The sequence below is a fragment of the Phenylobacterium sp. genome, assembly GCF_036563285.1.
Lineage (GTDB): Bacteria > Pseudomonadota > Alphaproteobacteria > Caulobacterales > Caulobacteraceae > Phenylobacterium.
In genome coordinates this window covers 73,995-98,043 of record NZ_DATCMR010000010.1, presented here as the reverse complement: position 1 = coordinate 98,043, position 24,049 = coordinate 73,995, and the positions used below count along the sequence as shown (strand labels likewise).

Genomic DNA, 24,049 nt, shown 5'->3' with positions numbered 1-24,049 from the left:
AGAGTCGAAAACGCGCCGAAGGTTCCCTTTTGATCCTCGCGGGAACCTCGGCGCGCCGGGGCGGTCTAACGCCCAGGACGCAGGAGGAATTGGACGTGTCAGAGATCGACCACAGCAATCCGAAAAGCACCGCCAAGGTCGGCGGCCACCCGCTTCACCCGATGATCGTGCCCTTCCCCATCGCCTTCTTCATCTCGGCCCTCGTCACCGACATCATCTACCTGGCCAACGGCCGTGAAGGCTTCGCGGAAGCCTCCATGTGGCTGCTGGGGGCGGGCCTGGCGAGCGCCGCCCTCGCCGCCATCCTCGGCCTCATCGACTTCTCGGGAGACCGCCGGGTGCGCGCGATGAAGACCGCCTGGGCGCACATGATCGCCAACGTCATGGTCGTGGCGCTCGAGGCCGTCAGCTTCTACCTGCGCGCCGGCGGCGACTTCCGCGACGCGGTCGCCCCGTCGGGCGTGACGCTGTCGTTCGTCTCCGTCGTGATCCTGGCGGTCAGCGGCTGGCTCGGGGGCGAGCTCGTCTACCGCGGCCGCGTCGGCATCGAGGATAGCGACGCCCACGACCACGCCCGCGTCCGCGTGCGCAGCTGACCCCGGCTGACCCGGCCGCCCCCGCGGCGGCCGGGACGCCACGCCCATGATCCGCATCGTCTCGGTCCGCAAGGCGGTTGCGGCCGGCGCCGCCGGCGCGCTTGCCTGGGAGGCGCTGGCTCGCCCCCTGCTGCTCGCCGGCCTGCCCATGCCGGACATCGTGCTGACGCTCGGCACGCTGCTAATGCCCGCGGGGCCTGAGCCCGCCGCCTGGGCCATCGGCCTGCTGATGCACATCGGCGTCGGCATCCTGTGGGCGGTCTTCTACGCCTATGTCTTCTGGTCGCTCACGCCTTGGAAGCCCGTGTGGCAGGGGCTCGCCTTCGCGCTGATCCCGGCCGCCCTGGCGATCCTGATCATGTATCCGCAGCTTCGGCTGATGCACGCCGAGGCCCTCGTCGCGCGCGCCAACGCCTGGACCCTGCTCGCCGGCCTCACCTGGACCGACCGCTTCGGCATCCTGCTCGGCCACCTGACCTACGGCGCGGTGCTGGGCGCGCTCTACACCCGCCCGGTGGGCTACCGCGCCGGCAACGCGCCTCCCCCGCTCCGGCGTCCGAGGCCGCTGCGCGACGTCCGCGCCCAGCCCCGCGGCCCCTACGCCTTCATCTTCGCCACCGGCGTGGAGTGCAGCTATCCCACCGTCGAGAACGGCCGCTGGCGGCGCGACCTCATGGACGCCGCCGGCCACTACCGCCGCTGGCCGCAGGACCTGGAGCTCGCCGTCGAGCTGGGCCTCACTCACGTCCGCTACGGCCCGCCCCTGCACCTCGCCTGTGCGGCGCGCGGCCGCTTCGACTGGTCGCTGGTCGACGGGCCGATGGAGGCCATGCCGCGCCTGGGGCTGACCCCCATCGTCGACCTCTGCCACTTCGGCCTGCCCGACTGGCTCGGTGACTTCCAGAACCCCGAGGTCCCGGAGGCGCTGACCGCCTACGCCATCGCCTTCTCCGAACGCTATCCGGACGTGCGCTTCTACACCCCGGTCAACGAGATGTTCGTCTGCTCGCGCCTCTCGGCCCTCGACGGCCTCTGGAACGAGCAGCGCCGCGACGAGCGCGCCTTCGTCACCGCCGCCCGCCACCTCGCCCGCGCCAACGTGCAGATGACCGACGCCATCCTGGCGCGCCGCCCTGACGCGGTCTTCGTCACTAGCGAGAGCGGCGAGTTCTACCAGCCGGCCACCCCCGACCCGAAGGTGGTGCGCGTCGCGGCGTTCGAGAACGAACGCCGCTTCCTGCCCCTCGACCTGGCCTTCGCCCATCCGGTCAGTGACCGCATGCGCGCCCACCTGCGCGACCACGGCATGGCCGACGACGAATACGCCTGGTTCATGTCCCGGGAGCTTCCCCGCCGCACCATCCTCGGCGTCGACTACTACGACTGGAACGAGAAGCTCATCGACACGCAGGGCCACCCCCAGGCCCTCGGCGAGCTGTTCGGCTGGTACGTGATCGCCTCGCAGTACTGGGACCGTTACCGCCGGCCGCTGATGCACACCGAGACCAACCACCTCGACGCGCGCGAGGCGCCGCGCTGGCTTTGGCGGCAGTGGCACAACGTGCGCCTCATCCAGCAGGCCGGCGTGCCGGTGGTGGGCTTCACCTGGTACAGCCTCACCGACCAGGTCGACTGGGACATCGCCCTCGCCGAGCCGCTCGGCAACGTCAATCCGGTGGGCCTCTTCGACCTCAACCGCGACCCTCGCCCCGTGGGCCAGGCCTACCGGCACCTCATCGAGACGTTCCGCGACACCCCTGAGATGCGCGAGTGCCCGACGCTGAAGGAGCTCCTCTCATGATGGGCTTCCTGCGCGCCCACGGCATGGACGCCGGCCCCCTGCAGCGGCCGATCCTGGCGGGCGTGCTCACCGGCTTGGCGGCGACGGTCCCTGCCGCCCTGCCCTTCCTCGTCCTGGGCTCCTTCGAGGTCGCCGCCGACCAGGTCATGCGCCTGCCTCGCCCGCTCGCGGCCGGCGTCCTCGTCGGAGCTTTCACCCTCTCCGGCGCGCTCTACGGCCTCGTCCTGCGCCGGGCCGCCAATGACCGCCGCGGCGGCTGGCTGTTTGGCGCCGTCTTCGGCTTCGTGCTGTGGCTTGCCGCCCCTGTGGTCGTCCTGCCGCTGATGGGCTCGGGGACCATGGCCGCCGGCCGCGCCGCCGCCGGCTTCCTGGCCAGCTTCCTGGTGTGGGGCGTCCTCACAGGCGCCCTCTTCCCGCTGCTCCACGCGCCGCTGAAGTCGAAGATGGACGGCGGCCGCCGCGGCTTCGACCGCGTGGGCCCCTCCGGCGCCGCCTTCGGCCAGGGCCTCCTGCGCCGCTTGCCCCGCAACTGGCGCTGACCGGTTGACCCTCACGTCGCGTGAGGCCGCAATGGTCACGCCATCGGCAAGGGATCGATCGACGTGCGCTTCTACACGGTCAGCGAAGTGGCGAGGCTTTCGGGCGTCAGCGTCCGTACGCTGCACCACTACGACGAGGTGGGCCTTCTCAAGCCCGCCACCGTCGGGGTCAACGGCTACCGCTATTACGGGCAGGATGAGCTCCTGCGCCTGCAGCAGATCCTCTTCCACCGGGAGATCGGTCTCCCGCTGGTGGAGATCGCGCAGGTGCTGGACGCACCGGACTTCGACCGGGCGGCGGCGCTCAAGGCCCACCGGCTTAAGCTCGCCGCCCAGGCCCGGCGCTACCGGCAGCTGATCCGCACCATCGACGAGACCCTCGCCGCTCTCGAAGGAGCAAGGACGATGGACGACCAGAAGATCTACCGGGGGTTCGAACTGGCCAAGGGCGAAGAGGCGCAGGCCGAGGACTGGCTACGCCAGCGCTACGGCGGGTGGGTCCAGGACAGGATCGACCGCTCTAACGCCGTTGGCGCAAGCTGGTCGGACGAACAGAAGGAAGCCTACCTCAAGGACGGCCGCGACTTCGACGCCGCCGTCGCCGACGCCCTGCGCCAGGGCCTGCCGGCCACCAGCGAGGCGGTCCAGGCTCTGGTGCGCGCCCACTGCGCCACCGTCTTCCGCGGCTGGGGCGTGGAGCCCGCCATCGGCGCGGGCCTCACCCTCGCCGACATCTACCGCGAGATGCCGCAGTTCAAGGACCGCTTCGACCAGATCGGGCCAGGCGCCGCCGAGTTCATCAGCGACGCCATCCGCGACTACGCCGAGCGCGAGCTGAGTTAGGCGCGCTCGCCGCGCCGGAATTCCGCCGCAGCCCCTGGCTCCGTGCGCGCCCGCATTGTGGCAGCCAGCAGCCCGACGCCTAGCCAGGCGCCCAGGATTGGACTGAGGCCCATGCCCACCAGCGGGACAGGGAACGCGCCCAGCGCTGGCGCGAGGCTCCAGAACAGGAACAGCGCGCTGAGCGCATATCCGGTGGAGCGGGCCGCGGTCCCGCGCGCCGACAAGGCCGGTGTGACGGCGAAGGCTGCGAGCGCCAGCACCGCCAGGCCCGCGAGCCATGGCGATTGCCGGGCCGCGAGCCCGATCACCTCCTCCACCTCGGGGACCGGCGCCAGGGGGTCGGGCCGCGTCCACGAAAGCGCGGCCAGGGCCGTGGCGCCCAGGGCGATGCCCACCTTCACGCGGGCCGACGAGGTGCTGAACCCGGCGACGCAGATCGCGAGCGCCAACGCACTTGCCTGGGACGCGTCGGGCTGCAGGACCAGGACGGCCAGGGTGAGCAGGGCTGGCATCCACCACCACGACCACCGCTCAGCGAGAGCCCCCACGGCCACGACCAGCGGCGGCAGCAGCAGCATCGCGGCGTTGATGTAGACCGGACCCAGGCCGAGCCAGCGATGCACGCCCTGCTGACCGTCGAAGAGCATCGCCGCGGCCACGCCCAGCGGCGCGACGAGAGCGACGGCCGCTAAGGTTCGGACACCCGCGAAACGGCTCAGCGCCATCGCCGCCAGCGCGCCGACCAGCCAGGCGGCCAGGTTGCGGCCCCACACACCCTCGGGGACGCCGCTCAGGGCGCACACCGCCGCGCCGACCCCTACGGCCAGCGCCGACGCTGCGGCGAAGGCCGGAAGCGGCCGCCTGAAGGCTGCAAGCCAACTCACCGGGTCAGCGGCCTAACGCTTCGTCTGCGGGTACTTCTTCGCCGCGTCTTCCCACTTGAACGGCAGGACGTCGGGCGTGATCTGGACCGGCGTCGTGAACTTGAACGGATACTTCGTCCCGGTGTCCCAGGTCAGCTCGACGAAGTAGGCGGTGAACCCCGCGCCGGGCTTGGCCGCGTGGCCAAGGTACGACCCATCCGCCTGACGCGTCAGCACCGTGCTTGTGTACGCGGGTCCGATCACGTCGAGGCGGAAGTCGCGCGCCTTCGGGTTCGTCGCCTGCCACAGGCGGACCTCCTTCGGCGGGGTGTCGGGCCTGACCACCAGCGCGCCGTCGGCCCGCTTCGTCCACTTGAAGTCCGGCCGCTTCGTGCCGCGCACGATGGAATCGTAGAACGCCACCATCGAGTCCACCGCGTCGGAATTCGACAGGTTGTGCTTGGTGTTGGGCACGTAGCGGATGTGCTTCTCCGCCGGCAGCGCCTCGTAATAGTGGCGCGCATTATCCGGCAGGAAGAACTCGTCGCCGGCGGCGTTGATCATGAACTTCGGCATCCGCAGTTGCGGGCGGCGCCGATAGTTGACGGGATCCTCGATCGCCAGCACCGCCTGGTAGTCCGGCGTGCCGATCTTGTGCGGGAACAGCCCGTGCTCGACGTAGTCGTCCAGGGCCGAGGAGAAGAAGCCCAGCGCCTCGAAGTGATGGCGGGTGATCGCCTCGGAGTTCAGCGCGTCGATGACCAGCGGCATGACCGCCGTCACCCGCTTGTCGGTCGCCGCCGTCAGCCAGGCGGTCCAGCCGCGCTTCGACCCGCCCGACACCACGAACCGGTCGACCTTGCGGCCCCCGCCCTGTGCGCTGGCGGTGAATTCCTGCACCGCATCCAGGGCCTTCACCGCGCTCTTCACCATCGCCAGGCGCACCAGCCAGGTGTCGTCCTTGGTCGAGAAGTGTTTCACCCGGGTATAGGCGATGATGTCGTCCTCGAAGCGGGCCTTGTCCGGGCTGTCGGTGAACTTCAGCGGCTGGTTCGGGACCATGCCCAGCTCGGCCACGATCGTGCCGGTCTCGGTGGCCATCCGCACGCCGCGGTCCGACGGCTTCGTGGGCGGCGGGTCTCCGTTGTCGCCGCCGCCAATGAACAGCAGGCCGGTGGAGGACTTCACCTGCGTCGGCCGGATCACCGTCAGCCAGTGCTTCCACACCGGCCGGTCCACGTCCTTGCCGCTGCGCCAGGTCTGCGATGTGAGCTCCAGCACATAGGCCTGCCAGCCGTCGCCGGGGATCGTCTTGACGAGCTTCCAGCCGTAGGCGGGCTCCGGTCGGGCGATGTAGCGGTCGAGGGCGGTGGGCCGGGTGGCCGCCACCGTCGCCTTCTCCACCGCCGCCAGGTTGGGCGCCTGCGCCATCGCCGCCGGCGCGGCTGCGAGCAGCGTCGCCGCCAGCAAAGCTCCGAACCTCATCCGCATCGCCCGCCTCCCCATGATTTGACCGTGAGCTTAGGCTGCCGACGGGCGGTTGCAACTTCGCCTGAGACGAGCACTGCGACAATTCGGCACGCCAATAGGTCGAGCTGGGCCGCCTCATTAGGCAATGAAGGCGTGGGACCAACCAAGCCGCGCAGACGGCGCAGGTTGTTTTTCTTGCCCACCGAGGAGTTCGTGAAAGCTCCTACCTTCGCCGTGCCAGTCATCGCCTGTCGCGCCGGTTGTGACTGCTGGCCCACATTCGGCGAACGGGAGTCGCCAAGCGCTCAAATATGGGCCACGGTTTATTCAGGCTGTGACGAAATCAGGGTTGGGCTGATGCGGGCGGGAGCGGACGGCTCCAGCGGACGATCGCAATGGATACGCTCGGCGGCAGCCCAGCTGTTCGCCCTCGGCCTAGTCGCGGCGGCCACCATGGGACGGCTGTTGCTGGGCGAAGCCTTCGTCAACGTCGCCCCGTTCAGCCTCTACTACCCGGCCGTCCTGCTCGCCGCCCTGGCGGGCGGCTGGCCCGCCGCCCTCACCGCCCTGGTGGCCAGCACCCTGTCGGGCTGGTGGCTGTTCTTCGTCCCGATGGGGCTGGTCTACGACCGCTCGGAGACCGCGGTAAACCTGACGATCTACGTGGCCTCGGCGGCCGGCGTGGGGTTCGGCGGCGTCTATGTCCGCCAGCTGATCGCGAGGCTGCGGGACCAGCACGAGCTCCTGGCGGAGCGTGAGCTGCGCTACCGCACCCTGTTCGACACCGTCTCGGAAGGCTTCGCGCTGGTCGAGGCCATCCGCGACGAGAACGGGCGGCTGGTCGACTACGTGGTGCTCGAGGCCAATCCGGCGCTGCTGCGGATCCTGGGCCTGGACGCCTCGGTGGTGGGGCGCCGCCAGAGCGAGGTCCTCCCCAACGTCTCGCCCGCCTACCTCTCAGCCTGCCACCGGGCGCTGAAGGGTGAGGAGGTCTCCTTCGAGTACCAGTCGCCGCACGGCCAGCACTGGTACGAGCTGCGCCTGTCGCGGGTCGGCGAGAACCGGCTGGCTCAGTTCATCGTCGACATTACCGCGCGCAAGACGACGGATGCTCGGCAGACGGAGCTTTTCGACGAGCTCAACCACCGCATGAAGAACAACCTGGCCATGGTCTCCTCCATGCTGGCCCTGCAGGCGCGGATGGGCGAGGCCGGGACGGTGCGGGCGCACCTGATGAAGGCCGTCGACCGGATCCAGGCGATCGCCGACGTCCACGCCAGCCTCTACCGCGAGAGCCGCAAGGACGACGTCGACTTCGCCGCCTACCTGCACGACCTCTGCACCCGGCTCGCCGGTTCGCTCATCGAAGGCGATCGGGTGAAGATCGAGTGCGAGGCGGAGCCCGCGACCCTGCCGCTGGACCGGGCGGTCGCCCTGGGCGTGGTCGTCAACGAGCTGATCACCAACGCCGCCAAATACGCCTACCCGCCGCCGGCCGAGGGGGTCATCTCGGTGAAGCTGCAGTACGCCGGCGCCGGCCTGACGCTATCGGTCCGCGACTCCGGCCAGGGCCTGCCGGAGGAGCCCCCGAACACCGGACTGGGGATGCGCCTGGTGCGCTCCCTGGTGCAGCAGATCGGCGCCACCCTGGAGATCGAGCGCCAGCCCGGCGCCACCTTCCGCGTGAACCTCCCCCAGGCCACGCCGACGCCCGCCGCGGGCGCGGCCGCCGGCCAGGCCCGGCTCTTCTAGCGACGGCGGCGCACGGCCCTCAGGTCCCGCGACAGCCGGATCCACAGGAGCACGATCCCGAACACCACCATCGGCAGGGTGAGCGCCGCCAGGCCGATCAGCACCGGGTGGTTGAAGTTCTCGCCGGTCTCGAAGTCCAGGATGTGAACGCGCCACCAGAAATCGTAGAACCGCCAGAGGTTGGAGCGCATCGTCACCACCTCGCCGGTGTCGGGCGACAGGTAGACGCTGGTCTTCTCGGCGTCGTCGAAGTCCACCCGCCACAGCGGCTCCTCGCGGCCGGTCTCCTGCGGCGCCTTGGCGTAGAACCGCGCCGCCACCGGCTTGCCCTCGCCCTCGTACTGCACGCCGGCCAGCAGCCGCGCCTCCTTCTGCGGCAGCGGCGGCAGGTGGCGGCCCGAGGCGGCGTCGACCACGTGGGTTCCGCCCGCGGCGTCCTTCAGCACCCAGAGCGTCCCGCGCAGAGTGGTCTTCAGCGTCGCCTCGACCGCCTCGACGCCGGCGGCCCTGGCCGCGCCCTGGGCGTCGAGCACGCCCTGCCGGGGCAGCGCCTGCGCCTGGAACTTCGCCCGGTGGTGCTCGGAGCGGACCTTCTCGATGGGGATGGCGGTCATCACCAGCCCGCCCAGCACCCAGCCCAGCACCTGCAGCCCCACCACCAGGGCGAGCCACTTGTGAACCTGCGTCGCGAATCTCAGCATCCCGCCCCCCGAGCCAGGGGCGCAGTCTAGAACCCGGCGCCGTTCTTGCGAACGTGGTCGCAGATTGTGCGGTAGTCGCTGGTCAGCTCCTCGCCGGCCGCCAGGTCGCGCGCCGCCCGGTCGGTGCCGAACGCCGGCCCGTCGGAGACCGTGCTGGGCTCTTCGGAGTGGTTGAAGTACCGGCCGTTGTCGCCGCAGAGCACGAACACGCCGGCCGTCTCATGCCAGGTGGAGTAGGTCTCCAGGAAGCTCTGCATGTGCGCCGGCAGGCTGGCCACCTCCTCCGGCGCATAGACCCGGTCGATCCGGCTGTCGAAGCGCCAGACCAGGTCGCCCTTCTTCACCGGCTCCAGCAGGAACACGCCCAGCCCATGGATGGGGCTCGGTCTCAGCTCGGTCTCGACCATCATCATGAGGAGTTCTGTCGGCTTCCAGACGGCACGCGCGAAGCGCCGCGGACAACGGTCCGCGGGCTTGCGGCTTGCCATGCATGGAGCCCTCGCGCCAGACGCTTTTGGCAAGTCCGCGGACGGAATGAGCCCGTCCGCGGACGCCAAGCTGCGCCCTAGGCGAACAGCGAGAACTTCGACCGGTAGGCCGAGGCCGAGAAGCTCTGGAAGCTGTAGGCGTTCGACTGCGCCAGCTGCAGCAGCGGCAGCGAGGCCTGGGTGTTGACCACCGCGCGCATGGCGGTGACCTGCAGGCTGCTGGCGCGCTTCAGCTGCGCCTCCGACACGCGGCCGCCCGCCATCGCCGGATGTCCGGCGCGCTTGGAGAACGGCAGCGCCGAATAGACCGGCGCCGGCTGGTCGCGGACGTGCTCGCGCACGAAGTCCAGGAACCTCGGCGTCTCGCGCTGCTGCGGCGTGATCACCGGCTGCGGAAGCGGCGGCGCGGGCGGGACCGGCGGGCTGGTCTGCACGGGCGGCCGCGGCGGAACCGGCGGCGGCGGCGGCGTCACGACGGGCGGCAGGCCGTGGCCCTGGCCGTGGTCGTCGCCCTGCCCGTGGCCATTGCCGTCGCCGGAGCCCTGGGCGCCGCCCGGGCCCTGCCCCGTCGGCGGCAGCGTCACGCCGCCCGAGCCGGGGCCCGGATTGGAGCCCGCGTTCGAGCCCCCGTTGGACCCGCCGTTCGAGCCCGAACCCGAGGCAGGCGGAGCCGGCGGGGCCGACGGGGGGTTCGCCTGAACGGGCGGCGGCGTCACGCCGCCCGGGCCCTGCCCGGAACTGGAGCCGGAACCGGAGCCCTGGCCAGAATTCGAGCCGGAGCCGGTGGCCGGCGGCGACGCCGCGCCGCCCGGGCCCTGCCCGCCGTTGGCGCCGGCGTTGGAGCCGGAGCCCGAGCCGGAGCCCGAGGTCGGAGGAGCGGTCGGCGGCGCGGGCGGAGCCGGCGGGGCCGGCGGCGTCGGCGCGTGGCCGTGCTGGTTGTCCTTGCCGTGGGTGGGCTGCGGATCGGCCTTCTTCGCCTTCTGCGCACGCTCCTGCGCCTGCAGCAGCGCCGCGCTCAGCGCCTGGTGAAGCGCCGGCGCATGGGCCTTCAGGGTCTTGGCCGCACGCTTGGCGGCGACCTTGGCCTTGGCCTGGGCAGCCGCTGCGGCCGGCGTGTTGGTGTTGGCCGCGACCTGGACCTGCACGGCAGGCGCTGCAGCCGCCGGCTGGGCCGGGGCAGCCGGCGTGGCGGCCGGGGTCGCCGCCTTGTCCTGCGCGGGCGTCCCCGCAAGCTGGGCGATCAGCCCGCTCAGGGTGGACGACGCCAGCGACGGCGGCGCCGCGACAGGCTGCGCCGGGGTCACCGGCGCAGGCGCCTCGGTCTTGGCGGCCGGTTCGGCCTTCTTGTCGGACTTGGAGTCCTGCGTGGACTTGGCGGCCGCCACGGAGGCGGCCTGCAGGCTGTCCAGCCAGTTGGTGTTTGAAATCTTCAAGGTCATCTCTCGCGTTATCCCCCGCGACGAGCCGCCAGATAACGCAGGTATGATTTCGTCTTCACCAACGAACATCGTTACTGTGCGGTTTTATTAGACTTCACCGCCGATTTACTGTGGTTACCTGCCCGTTCAGATTCACGGTGAATCGCAGATTACCTGCCGCCTACCCTGCAATGCTTGACGTCCGGCCATGCAAAAGGCCCCGGCGGCGACCGCCGGGGCCTCGCATCGCGTCCTTGGCGTCTGCGCCTTAGCGCATCGCCGTCCGACGGCGGCCGGCGATCAGGCCCCAGACGAACAGCAGCAGGATCGCGCCGCCCGCGGCCACGAGCAGGGCCATGATGACATTGTCGCCGGTGTTCCAGCCGAGCCGGTTGGCGATGAACGCGCCGATGAACGAGCCCACGACGCCGACGATCAGGTTCGTCAGGATGCCGTGGTTCCGCCGCATCACCTTCTCGGCGATCCAGCCGGCGATGATGCCGATGATGATGGCGCCGATGAATTCCATAGGTCTCTCCTTCAGTTCACGGACGCCTCAACTGTCGCCAAGCGGCGCCGGTTGCATCACGTGCGAGTAACCGCCCGTTAAAACCCGCTGGTCCAGGGTGGCGGGTGATGCAGCTCAGCGTGCAACAGGTTACGTTCTACCCGGTGCCCCCGGTGAAGCCCGTGGTCCGCCAGACGGAGGACCAGCAGGCCGAGACGGCGCGCGCCCAGCCGCAGGCCCGTCCGCTCACCCAGAGCCACGTCGGCCGCAACCTCGACCTCAAGGTCTAGAGCGACAACGAAAACGCCCCCGCCTGGGGATACAGGCGAGGGCGCCGTCGCGGGCACAACAACGCGAGAAGTTGTGCGAGCCCCAGACTTACAACCTTAGGTGTCTTTAGCGTTAATGCTCGTCGTTCTTCGGCGAGGTCGCCCCGCCGGCGCTCGTCGCCCCGCCCGGCTCGGCCACCTGGCCCGCGCCGCCCACGTCGGCGCCGGTCGTAGCCGCGTTGTCGCGGCCGGTGTCGGCCACCGCGCCGGTCCCGGTCGCCGCGGCGTTGCCGGGATCGCCCGTCGCCGTGGCGCCGTCCGCCGCCTGGGGTGACTTGTCACAAGCGGCCAGCGCGAACGTCATCGCCGCCGCCGCGCACAGGCTCATTATCCGCATCCCATCCTCCTGCTCATCCTCGAAGCTGAGCTTCGAACCCACCCGCCCGCCGCTGGTTCCCTGGGGACCTCCCTCTCCCGCTCGCGGCAGCGAGGGGAGCCGTCTCCCTCTCCCGCTCGCGGCAGCGAGGGGGAGAGGGTTGGGGTGAGGGCCGGCTGGGCCGGCTCCGGATGCCGGACCCGCACGCAGGGCGCCGGCCGCCGGCGCCGCGGCGCGCCATCCCCCTCCAAACAATTTCCATGCGGCTCTTGGCGGCACGGTCATTCGGCCGGGATTCCGCGCCCCCGGTGAGACCCTGGGCCTCCTTCCCGCACGCATCCCGCGCCGGGACCAGCACCAGGAGCCCCCATGCCGAAGACGTTGAAGCCGGCGGAGAAACGCGCCCGCAAGGTCACCTATTCCGAGGAGGTCGCCCAGACGATCCTCGATCGCCTGTCCGCGGGGGAGCGGTGGAGGCGCATCGCCGGGACGGACGGCATGCCCAGCGAAGCCACCCTCTTCCTCTGGCGCGACAGATATCCGGAGTTCGCCAAGGCTTACCGCCTGGCCAAGCAGGCCGGCGCCGACGCCCGCGCCGACGCCGTCCTCGACGTCGCCGAGGCCGCCACGCCGGCCACCGTCAGCGTCGCGCGGGCCCACATCGGCGCGCTCAAGTGGCACGTGGACCGCGACGACAGGATTTGGCGGCGCGAGGAGCCGGACCTCGGCGAAGGCCGCGTCCTCGTGGTGCGCTTCCGCCACTTCGAGCGGTACGTCGCCGACGACGGCGTGACCCGCGTCCGCGAAGTCCCGCTGCCGCCCCACGACGGCGCTGCGGCCGAAGAAGGGGCCGGCGAATGAGCGGCGGCAAGATCACTCGTCTCGACCTGCCGCTGACCTGGCAGCCGCGCGACCATCAGCTCGAGCTCTACAACTACCTCGTCCACGAAGAGGGCCGGCGCGCCGACGTGGTCGCCCACCGCCGGTGGGGCAAGGACGAGGTCGCCCTGCACTGGGCGGCGATGGCGGCGTCGAAGAAGCCCGGCACCTACTGGCACCTGCTCCCCGAAGCCTCCCAGGCCCGCAAGGCGATCTGGGACGCAGTCAACCCGCACACCGGGCGCCGCCGTATCGAGGAGGCCTTCCCGCAGACGGCGCGCAAGTCGCGCAACAACGCCGAGATGAAGATCGAGCTCTCCAACGGTTCGGTCTGGCAGGTGGGCGGCGCCGACAACTACGACAGCCTGGTGGGGTCCTCCCCCGCCGGCGTGGTGTTCTCGGAGTGGTCGCTGTCGAAGCCGGAGGCCTGGGCCTACATCCGCCCGATCCTGCTGGAGAACGACGGCTGGGCGCTGTTCCTGTGGACTCCGCGCGGGCGCAACCACGCGGTGCGCGCCTGGGAGGACCGGGCGCGGCGGCCGGGCGAGTGGTTGACGCTGAAGAGTTCCGCGGCGGACACCGGCATCTTCACCAAGGAGCAGCTCGACCGCGAGCGGGCCGAGCTGATCGCCGAACTGGGCTCGGAGGACGAGGGCCACGCCCGCTTCGCCTCGGAGTACCTGGTGGAGTTCGACGCCCCCGCCCCCGGCGCCTACTACGCCAGCCTGCTCGGCCAGGCCGAGCGGGAGGGAAGGATCGGGCGCGTGCCCTACGACCCGGCGCTGAAGGTCGACACCGCCTGGGATCTCGGCATCGACGACTACACCACGGTCTGGTTCTTCCAGCAGCAGGGGCGCGAGGTCCGCGCCATCGACTACTTCGAGACCTCCGGCGACGGCCTGACCCGGATCGTCAAGGAGGCGATCTCGGAGAAGCCCTACGTCTACGGGACCCACCACCTGCCGCACGACGTGATGGCGCGCGAGCTGGGCACCGGGCGCTCGCGGCTGGAGACCCTGGCCGGGCTGGGGCTCACCAACGTCTCGGTGGGCGCGGCGATGGACAAGGAGGACCGCATCCATGCCGGGCGGCTGCTGATCCCGCTCACCTGGTTCGACGCCGAGCGCTGCGGCCGGGGCCTCGACCGGCTGCGCGCCTACCGCAAGCGGTGGAACAAGGCGACGCACAGCTACGGCGGGCCGCTGCACGACCACGCCAGCCACGCCGCCGACGCCTTCGGCGAGTTCGCCGCCAACCGCCGCGGCCCCGTCGAACGCCGCCCCCCGCCCCGCCGCTACCTGGGCGACACGGGCCCCCTGAGCTGGATGCGGTGATCTCCCCCTCTCCCGAGGCGCAGCCTTGGGAGAGGAAGACGGCGGCGGCGCATGGCTCCCCCTCTCCCGAGGCGCAGCCTTGGGAGAGGGCTGGGGTGAGGGCCGGCTCGTGCAGGCGTCCCGCGCCGGATGCCCGCCCAAGGGCCCGCGCCCCCGGCGGCGGCGCCCTGCATTCGGGTCCGGCATCCGGAGCCACCCCAGCCGGCCCTCACCCCGGCCCTCTCCGCCCGCTGCCGCGAGCGGGAGAGGGAGACGGCAGCGGCGCATGGCTCCCCCTCTCCCGAGGCGCAGCCTCGGGAGAGGGCTGGGGTGAGGGCCGGCTCGTGCACCCCGTCCGCGCCGGATGCCGGCCCAAGGCCCCGCGGCGCCGGCAGCCGCGCAGCAACGAGCGGGAGAGGGAGTGCGCTTGGCGCTACGCCGCCGCGCGCGCTAGGCTCCGCCGGGGCGCTGGAGTTGAAATGGCCCTGTCCCGCCTCCTGCCTGCCATCGCCCTGGCGCTGGTGGCCGCGACCGCCGCGCCGGCCCAGGCCCCGCCGATCCCCTCCGGCTACGTCCGCGGCGAGCCGCTGGCCAAGCTCTCCGACCGCCTGCTGCTGTGGAGCGACGGCCGCCTGGCCACCGGCCGCGGCCGCAACCAGCCGCCCGAGGAGCGGCCGCGCACCGAGTTGCAAAGGGTCACCCCGCTCGGCCCCGACGTCCTGGCCTGCGGCCTCGGCGAGATGACCCAGACCTACTTCGCCAAGTACGGCGCCCTGACCTGCGTGGTCGCCACCCGCACGGGCCGGCTGCGGCGGCTGGCGGTCCGCACGCCGAAGGTCGCCGCCGTGCACGACCTGCGCGCCGGGGATGGCTGGGCGACCGCCCTGGTCTCCGAGCACGGCCGCGGGCCGGCGGTGATCCGGTTCGACCCCGCGACCGGCCGCCGGACCGCGCGCATCCGCCTCAAGCGGGAGGAAGGCGAGCGCGCCACCCCCGCCCTTCTCGACGCCAACACCGTGGGCCGGCTGGTGCGCCGCGACGGCGCCTGCCTGTGGACCGTCACCCGGCTCGACGGGACCCCCTCCCCGCCGCCCCAGGCCCTGCCGCAGCTCCCGCCCGGCTGCGGCGTCTACCGCGACCGCCTGCTGGTCGACGCCGCCGACCAGAGCCGGCTGCTCCTGCTGATGACCCGCGACAACCGCGCGACGGGGACGGCGATCGCCACGCCCGCGACGCGGCCGCCGTACGCGCTGCGCATCGTCGCCCGCCGGCAGCCGGACCCCACCAACGACAGCTCCCGCTTCGTCCTGTGGGGCGATGCGATCTACGTCCCCGACTTCAGCACGGCGACCTACAGCGCCTACCGCCTCTCCGACGCGCGCCTGCTGCGCGCCGACGGGCCGCTGCCGATGAACTGGCTGGCCGGCGTCGCGGTCGACCCCTCCGGCGCCTCCCGCCCCACGGTGGTGTTCCGTCCGAAGACCGGCGGCTGGGAGACCCAGCCCTTTCCGCCCCGGTGACGGGCGCCGCCCCCAGACGCGCCGCGTCAGCCCAGCGAGGCCCCCAGCAGCGCCGCCGCCAGGGCGAACAGGGCGAGGCTCAGCACCACCAGGGCGATCGCCCAGCGCGACGGCGGCCGACGGCGGCTGAGCAGGTTCGACGGCTGCACCGGCGTGGGCAGCCGCCCAGCGGACATCCGGCCCGGTCGTCGGTACATCAGCTCCCCCGCGCAGGCGTGACGCGGTTTAACCGGAAGGGACACGGCCGGTTCCGTCCGCGCTCAAAAGACGCCCGACAGCCTTAGATCCGGTGCTTTTTGAGTGGACATCGGAGCGGCGGCGGTTAGACCGGCGCGCCCAGGCAGGGAGCTTGCAGTGCCGCGACTGTTGCTCGTCGAGGATGAGGCCGCCATCGCGGTGCTCCTGGAAGAGACCTTCGGCGACGCCGGCTTCGAGGTCGTCTTCGCCAGCTACGGGGACGAGGCGCTGGTCCTTTTGGACAGCATGGCCGGCCCGCCCGACGTGCTGGTCACCGACATCAACCTCGGCCGCGGTCCGACCGGCCTGGACGTGGCGCGCCGCGCCCGGGAGCTGCACCCCGACCTGCCCATCGTATTCATCACCGGCCACGCCGAGCTGGAGCCCCACTCCTGCGGCTTCGACGACGCGCTCGTCTGCCCCAAGCCCTTCATCCCCTGGCAGTTCGCCGAGAAGGTCCGCGCCCACCTGGAGGCCTCCGCGGCGCCCGATTGATCCAAGCGTCGCCTTGGCGCTTGGCGCGGGCCTTTGCGCGTGCGGCGCGGCTCAGTGCGGCCGGACCATCGGCTTGAGGTCCAGGTAGGCCGGATCGAACCCGGCCACGGCGCGCAGGTGGGCCGGGTCGTGGATGGTCATCACCGAGGCCTTCCAGGTGATCAGGCCCTCGATCCTGAGGTCCTGGACCATCCGGTTCACGTGCACGGCGGACAGGCCCAGGGCGTCGGCGAGCTGCGCCTGGTTGACGGGGAAGGCGAAGTGGTCGCCGTCGGAGAGGCCCAGCAGCTCCAGGCGCGTCGCCATCTCGCAGATCAGGTGGGCGACCCGCTGGCGGGCGGTGCGCCGGCCGAGCCCGGTGAGCCATTGTCGGAAGACCCCGGCGTCCACGACCGAGTCGCGCCACATGGCCAGCGCGATGTTCGTATGGGTCTGGGTCAGCGCGATCAGGTCGGCGTGGGGGATGAAGGCGACCCTGGCCGCCGAGACCGAGCCGATCGCATGGTCGAGATGCGGCATGTGCACGCTGTCCCGGTCGGGCAGGTCGCCGGGGATGTGGAACGAGACGATCTGCCGGCCGCCGTCGATGGTCAGGGCGTAGCGGCACAGCCAGCCCTCGATGACGAAGCAGGCCTCCGTGGGCGACGAGCCCTGGGCGATCACCTCCACGCCGGCTTCGACGCTGCGGGTCCGCAGCGGCAGGGCGCCGAGCGCCTTGCGGTCGGCGGGATCCAGCCTGGAGATGCTCTCCAGCTTCCGGATGAGTCGGCCGTGTTCGGGCGAATTTTCGGAGGTGAGGGTCATGGTCTTCTTCGCATTGCGCGAGCGACCAATTGAGCCACCTGCCAGGTAAGGGGACACTGTGCCCCAAATTCCGGCAGTCGTCGTTAAACCAGGTTAAGGGCGCCTCTCAGGCCAGGCGCGGGCGCGGCGCCGGATCGTAGACCCGCGGCGGCCACGGCGCCGCCAGGGCCTGGCAGCAGATGGTGAACAGCACCACCCTGGCCGCGTCGGTGACCGTTACCCGCCACTCGCCGGAGTTCCAGAACTCGCCGGCGTGGTCGTGCAGCATGGCGCCGGCGGCGGTGACCGCCTCAACGCGGGCGGCGGCGTCGTCGGCCAGCTCGACGCCGTCGAGGTCGGGGATCACGATGCTGTCGGACACATGGAAGAAATAGCGCGGCACGAGAGGGCTCTCCGGGAGGGCGGGAGCACGACGTCTCTCAGCCACCGGCAGGCCAGGAATGGAGCCGATGATTAACTCAGGTTACACGAAAACAACCTGCGATGCACGGCGCAATGAAGCTGAGCTGCTTGAAATTCCTTGTTAAACCGAGCGGAACCGGCCCGGCGAAACGCCGCACCCCCCGTGGAGCCCCTCCGCGGGAGCCCTGCCGTAATCATTTGACTTCCCTAAGCCCCGGCCCTTGAAGCTTGGCGCTCAGAGCGGGAGAGCGGCCTTGCATGTGCTGATCGTCGAGAACGATCCCCGCGACTGCGAGCTGCTCGTGCACGCATTGACGGGCGTCGGCCTGCGGGCCACCTGCGCCGCGACCGATCTCGACGCCTATGCCGCCATGGCGGCGGAACCGTTCGACGCGCTGGTCACCGACATCGACTTGGGCGCCGGCACGACGGGCTTCGACGTGGCGCGCCAGGCGCGCCGGACCTGGCCCGATCTGCCGGTGATCTACATGACCGGCCTCGACCTCGAGACCGCGCGGCACGCCGTCGCCGGGAGCGTGGCCCTTCCCAAGAGCGGGGACTACGCCGAACTGGCCGGGCGGATCGCCGAGACGCTGGGCCGCGCGCGCTAGTCGCCGCCCTCTCCGGCGGCCTGCTTGGCGGCAGCCAGCAGGCTCTCGGCCAGCCGCACCGCAGCCTCCGGGGTCAGCGCCAGGCTGCCGGCCCCCGGGCCGATCATCAGCACCCCATGTGCGAAGACCATCACCCTCGGCGGCTGATCGGAGAGATCGTCCCGCGGCTCGTCGTCGACCATGCTCTCCGAACCTTGCAGCCGGGTGAGTGTTCCGCCCGCCCCCTGCACACGGACGTGTGATAATTGTCGGTCGCTGACCCAGCACTTGTAAATGACGGCGGGGAAGACGATGGCCATCTTCCGCGCGATGTTGACGCCGGAATTCTGCCTCGGCCGCGCGGAGGAGTGCGAGCTGCGCGCCGAAGAGTTCGCCGATCCCGCCCTGCGCCGGGAGTGGCTGCGCATGGCGGCGGAGTGGCGGGTCGGGCCTTCGACAACGACGGCCGAGCCGGGTCCGGGAACCAAGCCGGGCAGCAGGAATTGTTAAGCTGAGCGGCCTCCCCGAGGCATTCCCTGGCCGCTCGTCTGTGACACACACCCCCGATACCGCCCCCGGCCCGTCCCTGGCCGGGGGCTTTTCGTTGGAGCCGCGCCTTGAGCCCGCCCGCCCTCGCCGTCACAAACGTGCGATGCCCGACGAGTCGCCGCCCGTGTTCGTACTGACCGTCCAGGCCGTGGCGGGGCCGAGGAACTCCGTCCCCGACGGGCGGCGCTACGACCTGCTGGTGTTCGCGCGCGGCCGCGAGGAGATCGAGGCCGACGCCGTGGCGCGCAAGGCCCTGGCCGACCTCGGCTGGGACGAGCCGGCCATCCGCCGCACCGGCGAGATCACCGACCCTTCGGGCATACCGCCGGACCTGGAGCGCGCCTACGCCAACGCCGCGGCCCACGGCTGCGCGGTGATCGTCTACGACGAGCCCTGATTACGAGGATTGGGGGGGCCGGGCCCGCCGCGCCTGCTCGCCGGCCCGCTCCGCCTCCGCCAGCCAGCGGGCGGTCAGCGAGACGAACGACTGCTTGATCGCGGGCTGCGAGCAGCTCTCGGCGATCTCGCTGGCGGCGAGCGCGCGGAGCACGAAATCGTGGACCTCCGGGGCGGTCTGGCTTTGCATCGTCCGATCTCCCTTCGAGCCCCGGTGCGGCACAGAACTTGCGATTTGCCGTCCATGTTCCTAAGGCCAAGGCGTTCGGAACGAACCAAACCTTTGCTGTAGGCGTTGATCCCCTCGTTGGGGCACGACGCTGACTGATGAGAGACGAGATTGTTCAGGATCCTCCTGGTCGACGACATGGCGTCCGACCGTAAGCTGCTTCGCGACGCGCTCGAGCACCGCGGAGCCCAAGTCACCGAGGCCGCCACCGACGTGGACGCCTACGAGGCCCTGGCCGCGGCCAACCGGCAGGACTTCGACCTGCTGCTCACCGACATCAACCTGGGCGTCGGAACCACCGGCTTCGACGTGGCCCGCGCCGCGCGCCGGGCGATCCCCGACCTGCCCATCGTCTACATGACCGCCCACGACATCGACATGGAGGCGCACGCGCTGGAGGGCGCCCTGTGCCTGCACAAGCCCATGCGCATCCTGGGCCTCGCCGACCAGGTGCTGGACTACGCCGCCGCCCGCCGCGCGCACGGCGGCCGCGTTGCCTCCGAGGACGATGGCGCCCTGACCGCCTGAGGCGGAACCGGCCCCGGCCCGGCCGGGTTGCCCCGGGTGAAAGCCATGGGAGCGCGTCGATGGACGAGCAGGACAAGCAACAGCAGCAGGACGGCGGCCGGCGCGGCGAGCCGAACCACGAGGGCGGCGCCGCCAAGGACGGCCACCTGTCCCCTCAGACCGACATCAAGGGCGGCAAGAGCGAGGGCGGCGGCCAGATCGCCCAGGACAGCCAGCAGTCCTCCGGCCAGGGCATGGGGCAGTCCTGAGCCTGCGACAGCCTGCCGCAGGCAGGGCTTAAGACGAACAATACCAGGGGGCTGCGAGGTTAACCGCGGTTTTGAGTACGCGGGATATCGCGCCCTATGGTCACCTCAGCCCGGGAGATCCGGCCGCTGCCGGCGCTGCACAGCGCCGGCTCGACCAGCCGTGTGCTGAACCTGACCGCCGTATGGGAGCGCGACGCGGCCGAGCCCGACTATTCTGCCCGCCCGTTCTTCTCCAGCCCGCTGCTCAACACCGCGATCATCGTCAAGCACAAGATCCGCGCCGACGAGCGCGACCTGTTCGACGGCGCGCCCACCTCGGCCACCAAGATCATCATCCCGTTCCACACCTCGGAGCTGGGGCTGGGCGCACGCGCCATGTTCGTGGGCCAGCGGGGCTGGCAGGCCATGCTGCTCGACCTGTGCCGGGGCCCGGCCGAGTTCCAGCGCGACCGCCGCGTCGTGGAGCTGCTCAACGCCCTGCCCTCCCTCGACCCGTTCCTGCTGCGCGAGCACTTCAAGACCCACCAGATCGACATCGCCCCCTGCTACTTCGCCATCTCCGAGGCCGACTGCCGGCGCATGCAGGCCTTCGTGGGCGAGGAGATCGGCCGGCTCATCGAGCTCGCCTACGCCAACAAGCGGGACTCCGGCGACGAGGCCGCCAAGCTGGTGAAGATCCTGCTCTCCACCCAGATCGACGAGCGCCTCGAGCCCCTGCGCCTGACCCTCAACCTGGAAGGCGACGCATACCGGGAGGGGGTATTCAGCTGGAAGGGCTTCCTCTACTACAAGTGGATGCTCTCGGAGCTCTGGCCAAGGCTCGGCGCCGTCGTCGCCGAGCTCCAGCAGATCCGCTCCCGCGGCCTGGGCGAGCTGGAGCTGAGCATCTACCTCGATGGCGCCGTGCAGCGCCTGGCCCGCGCCATCGCCGTGCACCGCGCCGAGGTGCTGGAAGCCCTCAGCCTCTACGACCACGCCTTCGCCGACCTGACCGAGGGCGGCCGCACCGCCCCCTTCCGCGACTTCCTGATCAAGGCGCCGACCATGTTCACCATGCTGGGCGAGCGGATCGGGGCGATCTCCCACATCGCCAGCTTCTGGCGCTACCGCTTCCCCGACGGCTGCGCCCACGGCATCCCGGCGCTGGAGCTCGTCGAGATCGTGCAGGACTTCGAGGCCAGCCTCGGCGTCCTGCAGCGCCAGCCCAACATTGCCGCCGGCGAGGCCGCGGACCCCACCCTGGAGCTCGGCGAGGCGCAGCGGCGCATCGCTTAACCATCGCGCGCCGCGTATCGCTTGATCCTACGCGCCAGCCGTGTATCAGCGATGCATCCTGTTGGGGCGGGCCTTTCCGACAATCATGGTGCTGGGCGACTACACCTTCCGCTGTCTGCGGGGCGGCCGAGAGCCCGAATGGACGCGCGTCCTGGGCCAGGCGTCCGACGCCGCGGCCATCGAGGAAGCGCGGCTGATGCTGATCTCCCAGGCGGCCCTGCCCAACGGCAGCGGCGCGCTCGCAATGCACGTCGGCCGCGGGCGCGAGGAAGGCGCCCTCGAATGGCTGGGGACCTGGCGCATGCAGGCCGGCCGCCCGCAATGGGAAGCCGAGGCTTAAGCTCGTTCCGCGCGAAAGTGTGAATGGCCGGTACGGCCAAGCAGGCGCAATCTGCCCGCAAGGGAGGACAAGCCGTGGCCAAGGATCGCCAGATCACCGTGCGCCCCGTCGCGGGCGGCTGGTGCGTGGAGTGCGAGATGACAGGCGAACTGATGTTCCTGTCGGGCGCACGGGCGGAAGAGAAGGCCCGCAGCCTCGCCGCCTGCCTCGCGGAGCTGGGCTCGGACGTGCGGCTCTCCGTGCACGACCGCCAGGGCGGGCTCATCGCGACCCGGCGGTACTTCGGCGACGCCGGCCTGCCGAAGGCCGCGCGCGAGCGCCGGCTGGAGCTTGCCTGAAGGGCGAAGAGGCCCCCGGCCGACGGGGGAATGGGGGCGCGGCCGGGGGCCGAGCTCTCGCGTGACCAGCGTCGAAGAGCTTGCGTTTTGAAAACGCGGTCACGGCCAAGCTGTTCCGATCAGGCGGTTATGGACCGCATATCCGCGGCGTCTCCGGCGCCCGCCAGCCGAGCCTCGATCGTGCAGACGAGGCCGCCGGGGCGGTAATCCAGGTCGACGGTCCCGCCGAGCTCGTGCGGCAGGCCGCGCTCCAGCAGGCGCGAGCCGAAGCCCTTGCGTGTGGGCCGCTCGACCTTGGGCCCGCCGGTCTCGCGCCACGTGAGCGTCAGCAGGGCGTCAGGCTTGGCCGGGCGCAGTGACCAGTCCACCTCCACCCGCCCTGTCGCGGCGGAGAGGGCGCCGTATTTCGACGCGTTCGTACCCAGCTCGTGCAGCGCCATGGCCAGGGCGAGCGCCATCTGTGGCTCGAGCCAGACGGACGGCCCCGACAGCCGGAACCGCTCGCCGCCGGTCCCGTCGAAGGGCGTGATGGCGCCCTGCACCACCGCCGCCAGGTCCGCGCCTTCCCAGCTCTGGCGGGTGAGCACGTCGTGGGCGCGCGACAGCGCCATGAGGCGGGCCAGGAAGGCGTCGTTGGCCTCCGCTGGATCCTGCACCGAACGGGCGGTCTGGGCGGCGATGGATTGTACGGTGGCCAGCGTGTTCTTCACCCGGTGGTTCAGCTCGTTGATCAGCAGCCGCTGGTGCTCCTCGGCGCGTCGGCGCTCGGCCAGCTCCCGCTGGGCGGACTGGTAGAGCCGGGCGTTGTCGATTGCGATCGCCGCCTGGGCCCCGATCCCGGCCATGATCCGCTCGGCGCGCTCATCGAACACGCTGGGAGCCGAATGGCCGAAGAACAGCCCGCCCAGCACCTCGCCGGAGCGCGACTTCACCGGCACCGCCAGGTAGCTGCGCACCGGAAGGTGCCCCGCCGGCATGCCGTGGTGCGGCGCCATCCTGCCGTAGCGCGGGTCCTTGGTGATGTCGTCGGAGCGGACGATGTGGGTTCCGGCGAAGGTCGGGTGGAAGACCTCGGTGTCGCGCGGCATGCCGAAGTTCTCGAACGCCTCCCGCGGGGCTCCGGAGAGCGTGTACAGGGTGTAGGACCCGCCGTCGTCCTGGACCACGTTGTAGAAGAAGGCGCCGAATTCGGCGCCGGTCAGCGCCACGCCCGCGTCGGTGACCTTCTGGACCACCGTCGCCTGGTCGAGCTCGGCGGCGATGAGCGCGCCCGTGGCGTTGAGGATTTCCAGGGCCTCGGTTTCGGCCCGCAGCCGCGCTTCGCTCTTGGCGAGCTTGGCGCTCCCGCGGCGCTCGTCGGCGACCGCCGCCAGGATCAGCACGGTCACTCCGCTGGCGGCGGCGAACTGCTGGGCGATCAGCAGCCGGCCCGCGGCGCTATCCTCGACGATGGACATCGGCCCCAGCCCCTTGACTGTGCCGTAGATGGCCAGCCCGGAGGTGATCATCAGGGCGAGCGCGCCGCCGCGCACGCTGAACGCCAGCGCCGCCCAGACGAGGACCGGAAACAGGTGCCAGGTACGGTAGGGCGCGTCCGGGGGCCCAGTGAAGACGATGCCCGCCACCAGGGCTATCGCTCCCAGGCAGACCGCCAGGTGCAGCCATCCCAGCACCGTCATGGCGCGCTCGTCCCGGCGCCACCAAGCCAGGATCGCCGGCGCCACCACCATCACGCCGACGGCGAAGCCGAAGGCCCAGGTCTCGAAGAACAGCAGCACCCGGGAGCCCGGCATGCCGGCCGCGGCCAGCGCCGCACTCGCGCCCAGCCCGGAGATCACGGCCCCCAGAACCGCGCCGAGGCCGATCAGGCGCACCATGTCCTTCAGGCTGCCAAGCCGCGGATCTATGCCGCCGGCCCGCCGGATCATCCAGACCGGGACCAGGGCGCCGAGCGTCGTGGCGGCGGCGACCCCGGCGTCGACCCACCAGGGCTGAGGCGAGCTCACCACGAGGGCGGCGAGAAGCCGGCCCAGGAACACGCCCGGCCACAGCCGGGCGCCGCCGAGCACCAGGGCGGCGAAGGCGATCCCGGAGGCCGGCCACACGGCGGTGCCCGCGCCGGGCACGATGGTCCACTGCAACCCGCCGACCGCCGCTGCCGAATAAGCCACGACGAGGACCGCCAACGCCGGGAGGTCGCGTGCGCCGGGTCGCCACTGACTGCGGATGTCCGTCGACACCTATCCCGCCCCGGCCATTTTCATTTGATCGAACGCATGTGG

At 71.2% G+C, this 24,049-nt stretch carries 31 protein-coding genes; 18 read left to right on the top strand and 13 right to left on the bottom strand.

The annotated features are described in order from the left end of the window. Positions 1 to 95 precede the first annotated feature (95 nt). From VIL76_RS10065 to VIL76_RS10050, 4 genes are all read left to right on the top strand, one after another. Positions 96 to 596: a DUF2231 domain-containing protein gene (locus VIL76_RS10065; protein WP_332044893.1), complete on the top strand. Its 501-nt coding sequence runs from the start codon at positions 96 to 98 to the stop codon at positions 594 to 596. 46 nt (positions 597 to 642) lie between these two features. Next, positions 643 to 2,397 (top strand): family 1 glycosylhydrolase, encoded by a 1,755-nt coding sequence (locus tag VIL76_RS10060; RefSeq protein ID WP_332044892.1) that lies wholly within the window; start codon positions 643 to 645, stop codon positions 2,395 to 2,397. After that, positions 2,394 to 2,936 (top strand): hypothetical protein, encoded by a 543-nt coding sequence (locus VIL76_RS10055; protein WP_332044891.1) that lies wholly within the window; start codon positions 2,394 to 2,396, stop codon positions 2,934 to 2,936. The genes VIL76_RS10060 and VIL76_RS10055 overlap by 4 nt, the downstream gene beginning before the upstream one ends. 63 nt (positions 2,937 to 2,999) lie before the next feature. After that, complete coding sequence (locus VIL76_RS10050) at positions 3,000 to 3,779, top strand: MerR family transcriptional regulator (RefSeq protein WP_332044890.1); 780 nt, start codon at positions 3,000 to 3,002, stop codon at positions 3,777 to 3,779. Here VIL76_RS10050 and VIL76_RS10045 read toward each other — a convergent pair. Together VIL76_RS10045 and VIL76_RS10040 are read right to left on the bottom strand one after the other, a co-directional pair. Continuing rightward, positions 3,776 to 4,663 (bottom strand): hypothetical protein, encoded by an 888-nt coding sequence (locus tag VIL76_RS10045; protein ID WP_332044889.1) that lies wholly within the window; start codon positions 4,661 to 4,663, stop codon positions 3,776 to 3,778. The two genes, VIL76_RS10050 and VIL76_RS10045, sit on opposite strands and share 4 nt — an antisense overlap. 12 nt (positions 4,664 to 4,675) lie before the next feature. Then, positions 4,676 to 6,133 carry a PhoPQ-activated pathogenicity-related family protein gene (locus VIL76_RS10040; RefSeq protein WP_332044888.1) on the bottom strand — a complete coding sequence of 486 codons (1,458 nt, stop codon included), beginning with the start codon at positions 6,131 to 6,133 and terminating at the stop codon, positions 4,676 to 4,678. A 336-nt stretch (positions 6,134 to 6,469) separates the two neighbouring features. Here VIL76_RS10040 and VIL76_RS10035 point away from each other — a divergent pair, with 336 nt between their 5' ends. Next, the gene (locus VIL76_RS10035) at positions 6,470 to 7,864 is read left to right on the top strand and encodes a sensor histidine kinase (RefSeq protein ID WP_332044887.1); all 1,395 of its coding nucleotides are present in this window, start codon (positions 6,470 to 6,472) and stop codon (positions 7,862 to 7,864) included. On the opposite strand, the gene VIL76_RS10030 is transcribed toward VIL76_RS10035, so the two are convergent. From VIL76_RS10030 to VIL76_RS10015, 4 genes are all read right to left on the bottom strand, one after another. Next, positions 7,861 to 8,565, bottom strand: coding sequence for a PepSY domain-containing protein (locus VIL76_RS10030; RefSeq protein WP_332044886.1), 705 nt, complete (start codon positions 8,563 to 8,565; stop codon positions 7,861 to 7,863). The two genes, VIL76_RS10035 and VIL76_RS10030, sit on opposite strands and share 4 nt — an antisense overlap. A gap of 26 nt (positions 8,566 to 8,591) precedes the next feature. Continuing rightward, positions 8,592 to 8,978: an SET domain-containing protein gene (locus VIL76_RS10025; RefSeq protein ID WP_332044885.1), complete on the bottom strand. Its 387-nt coding sequence runs from the start codon at positions 8,976 to 8,978 to the stop codon at positions 8,592 to 8,594. Between the two features lie 152 nt (positions 8,979 to 9,130). Continuing rightward, positions 9,131 to 10,492, bottom strand: a complete 1,362-nt coding sequence (locus tag VIL76_RS10020; protein WP_332044884.1) for a hypothetical protein — start codon at positions 10,490 to 10,492, stop codon at positions 9,131 to 9,133. Positions 10,493 to 10,739: 247 nt separating this feature from the next. Continuing rightward, positions 10,740 to 11,000 (bottom strand): GlsB/YeaQ/YmgE family stress response membrane protein, encoded by a 261-nt coding sequence (locus tag VIL76_RS10015; protein ID WP_332044883.1) that lies wholly within the window; start codon positions 10,998 to 11,000, stop codon positions 10,740 to 10,742. A 119-nt stretch (positions 11,001 to 11,119) separates the two neighbouring features. On the opposite strand from VIL76_RS10015, the gene VIL76_RS10010 reads away from it, so the two are divergent. Next, a complete protein-coding gene (locus tag VIL76_RS10010) occupies positions 11,120 to 11,269 on the top strand; it encodes a hypothetical protein (RefSeq protein ID WP_332044882.1) in 150 nt (49 codons plus the stop codon). Between the two features lie 112 nt (positions 11,270 to 11,381). Here the strand turns inward: VIL76_RS10010 and VIL76_RS10005 are convergent, their stop codons facing one another. Beyond that, a complete protein-coding gene (locus VIL76_RS10005; protein ID WP_332044881.1) occupies positions 11,382 to 11,636 on the bottom strand; it encodes a hypothetical protein in 255 nt (84 codons plus the stop codon). A 357-nt stretch (positions 11,637 to 11,993) separates the two neighbouring features. Between VIL76_RS10005 and VIL76_RS10000 the strand changes: the two genes are divergently transcribed. The 3 genes from VIL76_RS10000 to VIL76_RS09990 all read left to right on the top strand — a co-directional run bounded on the left by VIL76_RS10000 (position 11,994) and on the right by VIL76_RS09990 (position 15,336). After that, positions 11,994 to 12,485 (top strand): hypothetical protein, encoded by a 492-nt coding sequence (locus VIL76_RS10000; protein ID WP_332044880.1) that lies wholly within the window; start codon positions 11,994 to 11,996, stop codon positions 12,483 to 12,485. After that, positions 12,482 to 13,837 (top strand): hypothetical protein, encoded by a 1,356-nt coding sequence (locus VIL76_RS09995; RefSeq protein ID WP_332044879.1) that lies wholly within the window; start codon positions 12,482 to 12,484, stop codon positions 13,835 to 13,837. Before VIL76_RS10000 ends, VIL76_RS09995 begins: the two co-directional genes overlap by 4 nt. A 458-nt stretch (positions 13,838 to 14,295) precedes the next feature. Continuing rightward, the gene (locus VIL76_RS09990) at positions 14,296 to 15,336 is read left to right on the top strand and encodes a hypothetical protein (RefSeq protein ID WP_332044878.1); all 1,041 of its coding nucleotides are present in this window, start codon (positions 14,296 to 14,298) and stop codon (positions 15,334 to 15,336) included. 26 nt (positions 15,337 to 15,362) lie between these two features. Here VIL76_RS09990 and VIL76_RS09985 read toward each other — a convergent pair whose 3' ends face one another. Continuing rightward, positions 15,363 to 15,533: a hypothetical protein gene (locus tag VIL76_RS09985; protein ID WP_332044877.1), complete on the bottom strand. Its 171-nt coding sequence runs from the start codon at positions 15,531 to 15,533 to the stop codon at positions 15,363 to 15,365. Between the two features lie 157 nt (positions 15,534 to 15,690). Between VIL76_RS09985 and VIL76_RS09980 the strand changes: the two genes are divergently transcribed. Continuing rightward, positions 15,691 to 16,068, top strand: coding sequence for a response regulator (locus VIL76_RS09980; protein WP_332044876.1), 378 nt, complete (start codon positions 15,691 to 15,693; stop codon positions 16,066 to 16,068). Positions 16,069 to 16,119: 51 nt separating this feature from the next. Here the strand turns inward: VIL76_RS09980 and VIL76_RS09975 are convergent, their stop codons facing one another. Then, positions 16,120 to 16,872: a Crp/Fnr family transcriptional regulator gene (locus tag VIL76_RS09975; RefSeq protein WP_332044875.1), complete on the bottom strand. Its 753-nt coding sequence runs from the start codon at positions 16,870 to 16,872 to the stop codon at positions 16,120 to 16,122. Between the two features lie 106 nt (positions 16,873 to 16,978). Further along, positions 16,979 to 17,254 carry a DUF6894 family protein gene (locus VIL76_RS09970; protein WP_332044874.1) on the bottom strand — a complete coding sequence of 92 codons (276 nt, stop codon included), beginning with the start codon at positions 17,252 to 17,254 and terminating at the stop codon, positions 16,979 to 16,981. 280 nt (positions 17,255 to 17,534) lie between these two features. Between VIL76_RS09970 and VIL76_RS09965 the strand changes: the two genes are divergently transcribed. Then, a complete protein-coding gene (locus tag VIL76_RS09965; protein WP_332045005.1) occupies positions 17,535 to 17,885 on the top strand; it encodes a response regulator in 351 nt (116 codons plus the stop codon). Here VIL76_RS09965 and VIL76_RS09960 read toward each other — a convergent pair. Further along, positions 17,882 to 18,184, bottom strand: a complete 303-nt coding sequence (locus tag VIL76_RS09960; protein ID WP_332044873.1) for a hypothetical protein — start codon at positions 18,182 to 18,184, stop codon at positions 17,882 to 17,884. The two genes, VIL76_RS09965 and VIL76_RS09960, sit on opposite strands and share 4 nt — an antisense overlap. Between VIL76_RS09960 and VIL76_RS09955 the strand changes: the two genes are divergently transcribed. Further along, positions 18,177 to 18,374: a hypothetical protein gene (locus VIL76_RS09955; protein ID WP_332044872.1), complete on the top strand. Its 198-nt coding sequence runs from the start codon at positions 18,177 to 18,179 to the stop codon at positions 18,372 to 18,374. The two genes, VIL76_RS09960 and VIL76_RS09955, sit on opposite strands and share 8 nt — an antisense overlap. Positions 18,375 to 18,516: 142 nt before the next feature. After that, positions 18,517 to 18,810 (top strand): hypothetical protein, encoded by a 294-nt coding sequence (locus VIL76_RS09950; protein ID WP_332044871.1) that lies wholly within the window; start codon positions 18,517 to 18,519, stop codon positions 18,808 to 18,810. Here the strand turns inward: VIL76_RS09950 and VIL76_RS09945 are convergent, their stop codons facing one another. After that, positions 18,811 to 18,999, bottom strand: a complete 189-nt coding sequence (locus VIL76_RS09945; RefSeq protein ID WP_332044870.1) for a hypothetical protein — start codon at positions 18,997 to 18,999, stop codon at positions 18,811 to 18,813. 150 nt (positions 19,000 to 19,149) lie between these two features. Here VIL76_RS09945 and VIL76_RS09940 point away from each other — a divergent pair, with 150 nt between their 5' ends. The 5 genes from VIL76_RS09940 to VIL76_RS09920 all read left to right on the top strand — a co-directional run bounded on the left by VIL76_RS09940 (position 19,150) and on the right by VIL76_RS09920 (position 21,767). Further along, positions 19,150 to 19,566: a response regulator gene (locus VIL76_RS09940; protein ID WP_332044869.1), complete on the top strand. Its 417-nt coding sequence runs from the start codon at positions 19,150 to 19,152 to the stop codon at positions 19,564 to 19,566. A 59-nt stretch (positions 19,567 to 19,625) separates the two neighbouring features. Beyond that, on the top strand, positions 19,626 to 19,814 hold the full coding sequence (locus VIL76_RS09935) for a hypothetical protein (RefSeq protein WP_332044868.1): 189 nt from the start codon (positions 19,626 to 19,628) through the stop codon (positions 19,812 to 19,814). A 96-nt stretch (positions 19,815 to 19,910) separates the two neighbouring features. Continuing rightward, positions 19,911 to 21,089: a hypothetical protein gene (locus tag VIL76_RS09930; RefSeq protein WP_332044867.1), complete on the top strand. Its 1,179-nt coding sequence runs from the start codon at positions 19,911 to 19,913 to the stop codon at positions 21,087 to 21,089. Positions 21,090 to 21,150: 61 nt separating this feature from the next. Then, positions 21,151 to 21,429: a hypothetical protein gene (locus tag VIL76_RS09925; protein WP_332044866.1), complete on the top strand. Its 279-nt coding sequence runs from the start codon at positions 21,151 to 21,153 to the stop codon at positions 21,427 to 21,429. Between the two features lie 74 nt (positions 21,430 to 21,503). Continuing rightward, positions 21,504 to 21,767, top strand: coding sequence for a hypothetical protein (locus VIL76_RS09920; protein ID WP_332044865.1), 264 nt, complete (start codon positions 21,504 to 21,506; stop codon positions 21,765 to 21,767). 119 nt (positions 21,768 to 21,886) lie between these two features. Here the strand turns inward: VIL76_RS09920 and VIL76_RS09915 are convergent, their stop codons facing one another. Next, positions 21,887 to 23,938: an HWE histidine kinase domain-containing protein gene (locus VIL76_RS09915; RefSeq protein ID WP_414695428.1), complete on the bottom strand. Its 2,052-nt coding sequence runs from the start codon at positions 23,936 to 23,938 to the stop codon at positions 21,887 to 21,889. Positions 23,939 to 24,049 lie beyond the last annotated feature (111 nt).

What these genes read in the sequence shown, in the direction of transcription:
- VIL76_RS10060 (WP_332044892.1), top strand. Translation starts at nt 643, where the DNA reads ATGATCCGCATCGTCTCGGTCCGCAAGGCGGTTGCGGCCGGCGCCGCC.
- VIL76_RS10055 (WP_332044891.1), top strand. Translation starts at nt 2,394, where the DNA reads ATGATGGGCTTCCTGCGCGCCCACGGCATGGACGCCGGCCCCCTGCAG.
- VIL76_RS10040 (WP_332044888.1), bottom strand. Translation starts at nt 6,133, where the DNA reads ATGCGGATGAGGTTCGGAGCTTTGCTGGCGGCGACGCTGCTCGCAGCC.
- VIL76_RS10035 (WP_332044887.1), top strand. Translation starts at nt 6,470, where the DNA reads ATGCGGGCGGGAGCGGACGGCTCCAGCGGACGATCGCAATGGATACGC.
- VIL76_RS10030 (WP_332044886.1), bottom strand. Translation starts at nt 8,565, where the DNA reads ATGCTGAGATTCGCGACGCAGGTTCACAAGTGGCTCGCCCTGGTGGTG.
- VIL76_RS10025 (WP_332044885.1), bottom strand. Translation starts at nt 8,978, where the DNA reads ATGATGATGGTCGAGACCGAGCTGAGACCGAGCCCCATCCATGGGCTG.
- VIL76_RS10020 (WP_332044884.1), bottom strand. Translation starts at nt 10,492, where the DNA reads ATGACCTTGAAGATTTCAAACACCAACTGGCTGGACAGCCTGCAGGCC.
- VIL76_RS10015 (WP_332044883.1), bottom strand. Translation starts at nt 11,000, where the DNA reads ATGGAATTCATCGGCGCCATCATCATCGGCATCATCGCCGGCTGGATC.
- VIL76_RS10005 (WP_332044881.1), bottom strand. Translation starts at nt 11,636, where the DNA reads ATGAGCCTGTGCGCGGCGGCGGCGATGACGTTCGCGCTGGCCGCTTGT.
- VIL76_RS10000 (WP_332044880.1), top strand. Translation starts at nt 11,994, where the DNA reads ATGCCGAAGACGTTGAAGCCGGCGGAGAAACGCGCCCGCAAGGTCACC.
- VIL76_RS09995 (WP_332044879.1), top strand. Translation starts at nt 12,482, where the DNA reads ATGAGCGGCGGCAAGATCACTCGTCTCGACCTGCCGCTGACCTGGCAG.
- VIL76_RS09990 (WP_332044878.1), top strand. Translation starts at nt 14,296, where the DNA reads ATGGCCCTGTCCCGCCTCCTGCCTGCCATCGCCCTGGCGCTGGTGGCC.
- VIL76_RS09985 (WP_332044877.1), bottom strand. Translation starts at nt 15,533, where the DNA reads ATGTACCGACGACCGGGCCGGATGTCCGCTGGGCGGCTGCCCACGCCG.
- VIL76_RS09975 (WP_332044875.1), bottom strand. Translation starts at nt 16,872, where the DNA reads ATGACCCTCACCTCCGAAAATTCGCCCGAACACGGCCGACTCATCCGG.
- VIL76_RS09955 (WP_332044872.1), top strand. Translation starts at nt 18,177, where the DNA reads ATGGCCATCTTCCGCGCGATGTTGACGCCGGAATTCTGCCTCGGCCGC.
- VIL76_RS09960 (WP_332044873.1), bottom strand. Translation starts at nt 18,184, where the DNA reads ATGGCCATCGTCTTCCCCGCCGTCATTTACAAGTGCTGGGTCAGCGAC.
- VIL76_RS09950 (WP_332044871.1), top strand. Translation starts at nt 18,517, where the DNA reads ATGCCCGACGAGTCGCCGCCCGTGTTCGTACTGACCGTCCAGGCCGTG.
- VIL76_RS09945 (WP_332044870.1), bottom strand. Translation starts at nt 18,999, where the DNA reads ATGCAAAGCCAGACCGCCCCGGAGGTCCACGATTTCGTGCTCCGCGCG.
- VIL76_RS09935 (WP_332044868.1), top strand. Translation starts at nt 19,626, where the DNA reads ATGGACGAGCAGGACAAGCAACAGCAGCAGGACGGCGGCCGGCGCGGC.
- VIL76_RS09930 (WP_332044867.1), top strand. Translation starts at nt 19,911, where the DNA reads ATGGTCACCTCAGCCCGGGAGATCCGGCCGCTGCCGGCGCTGCACAGC.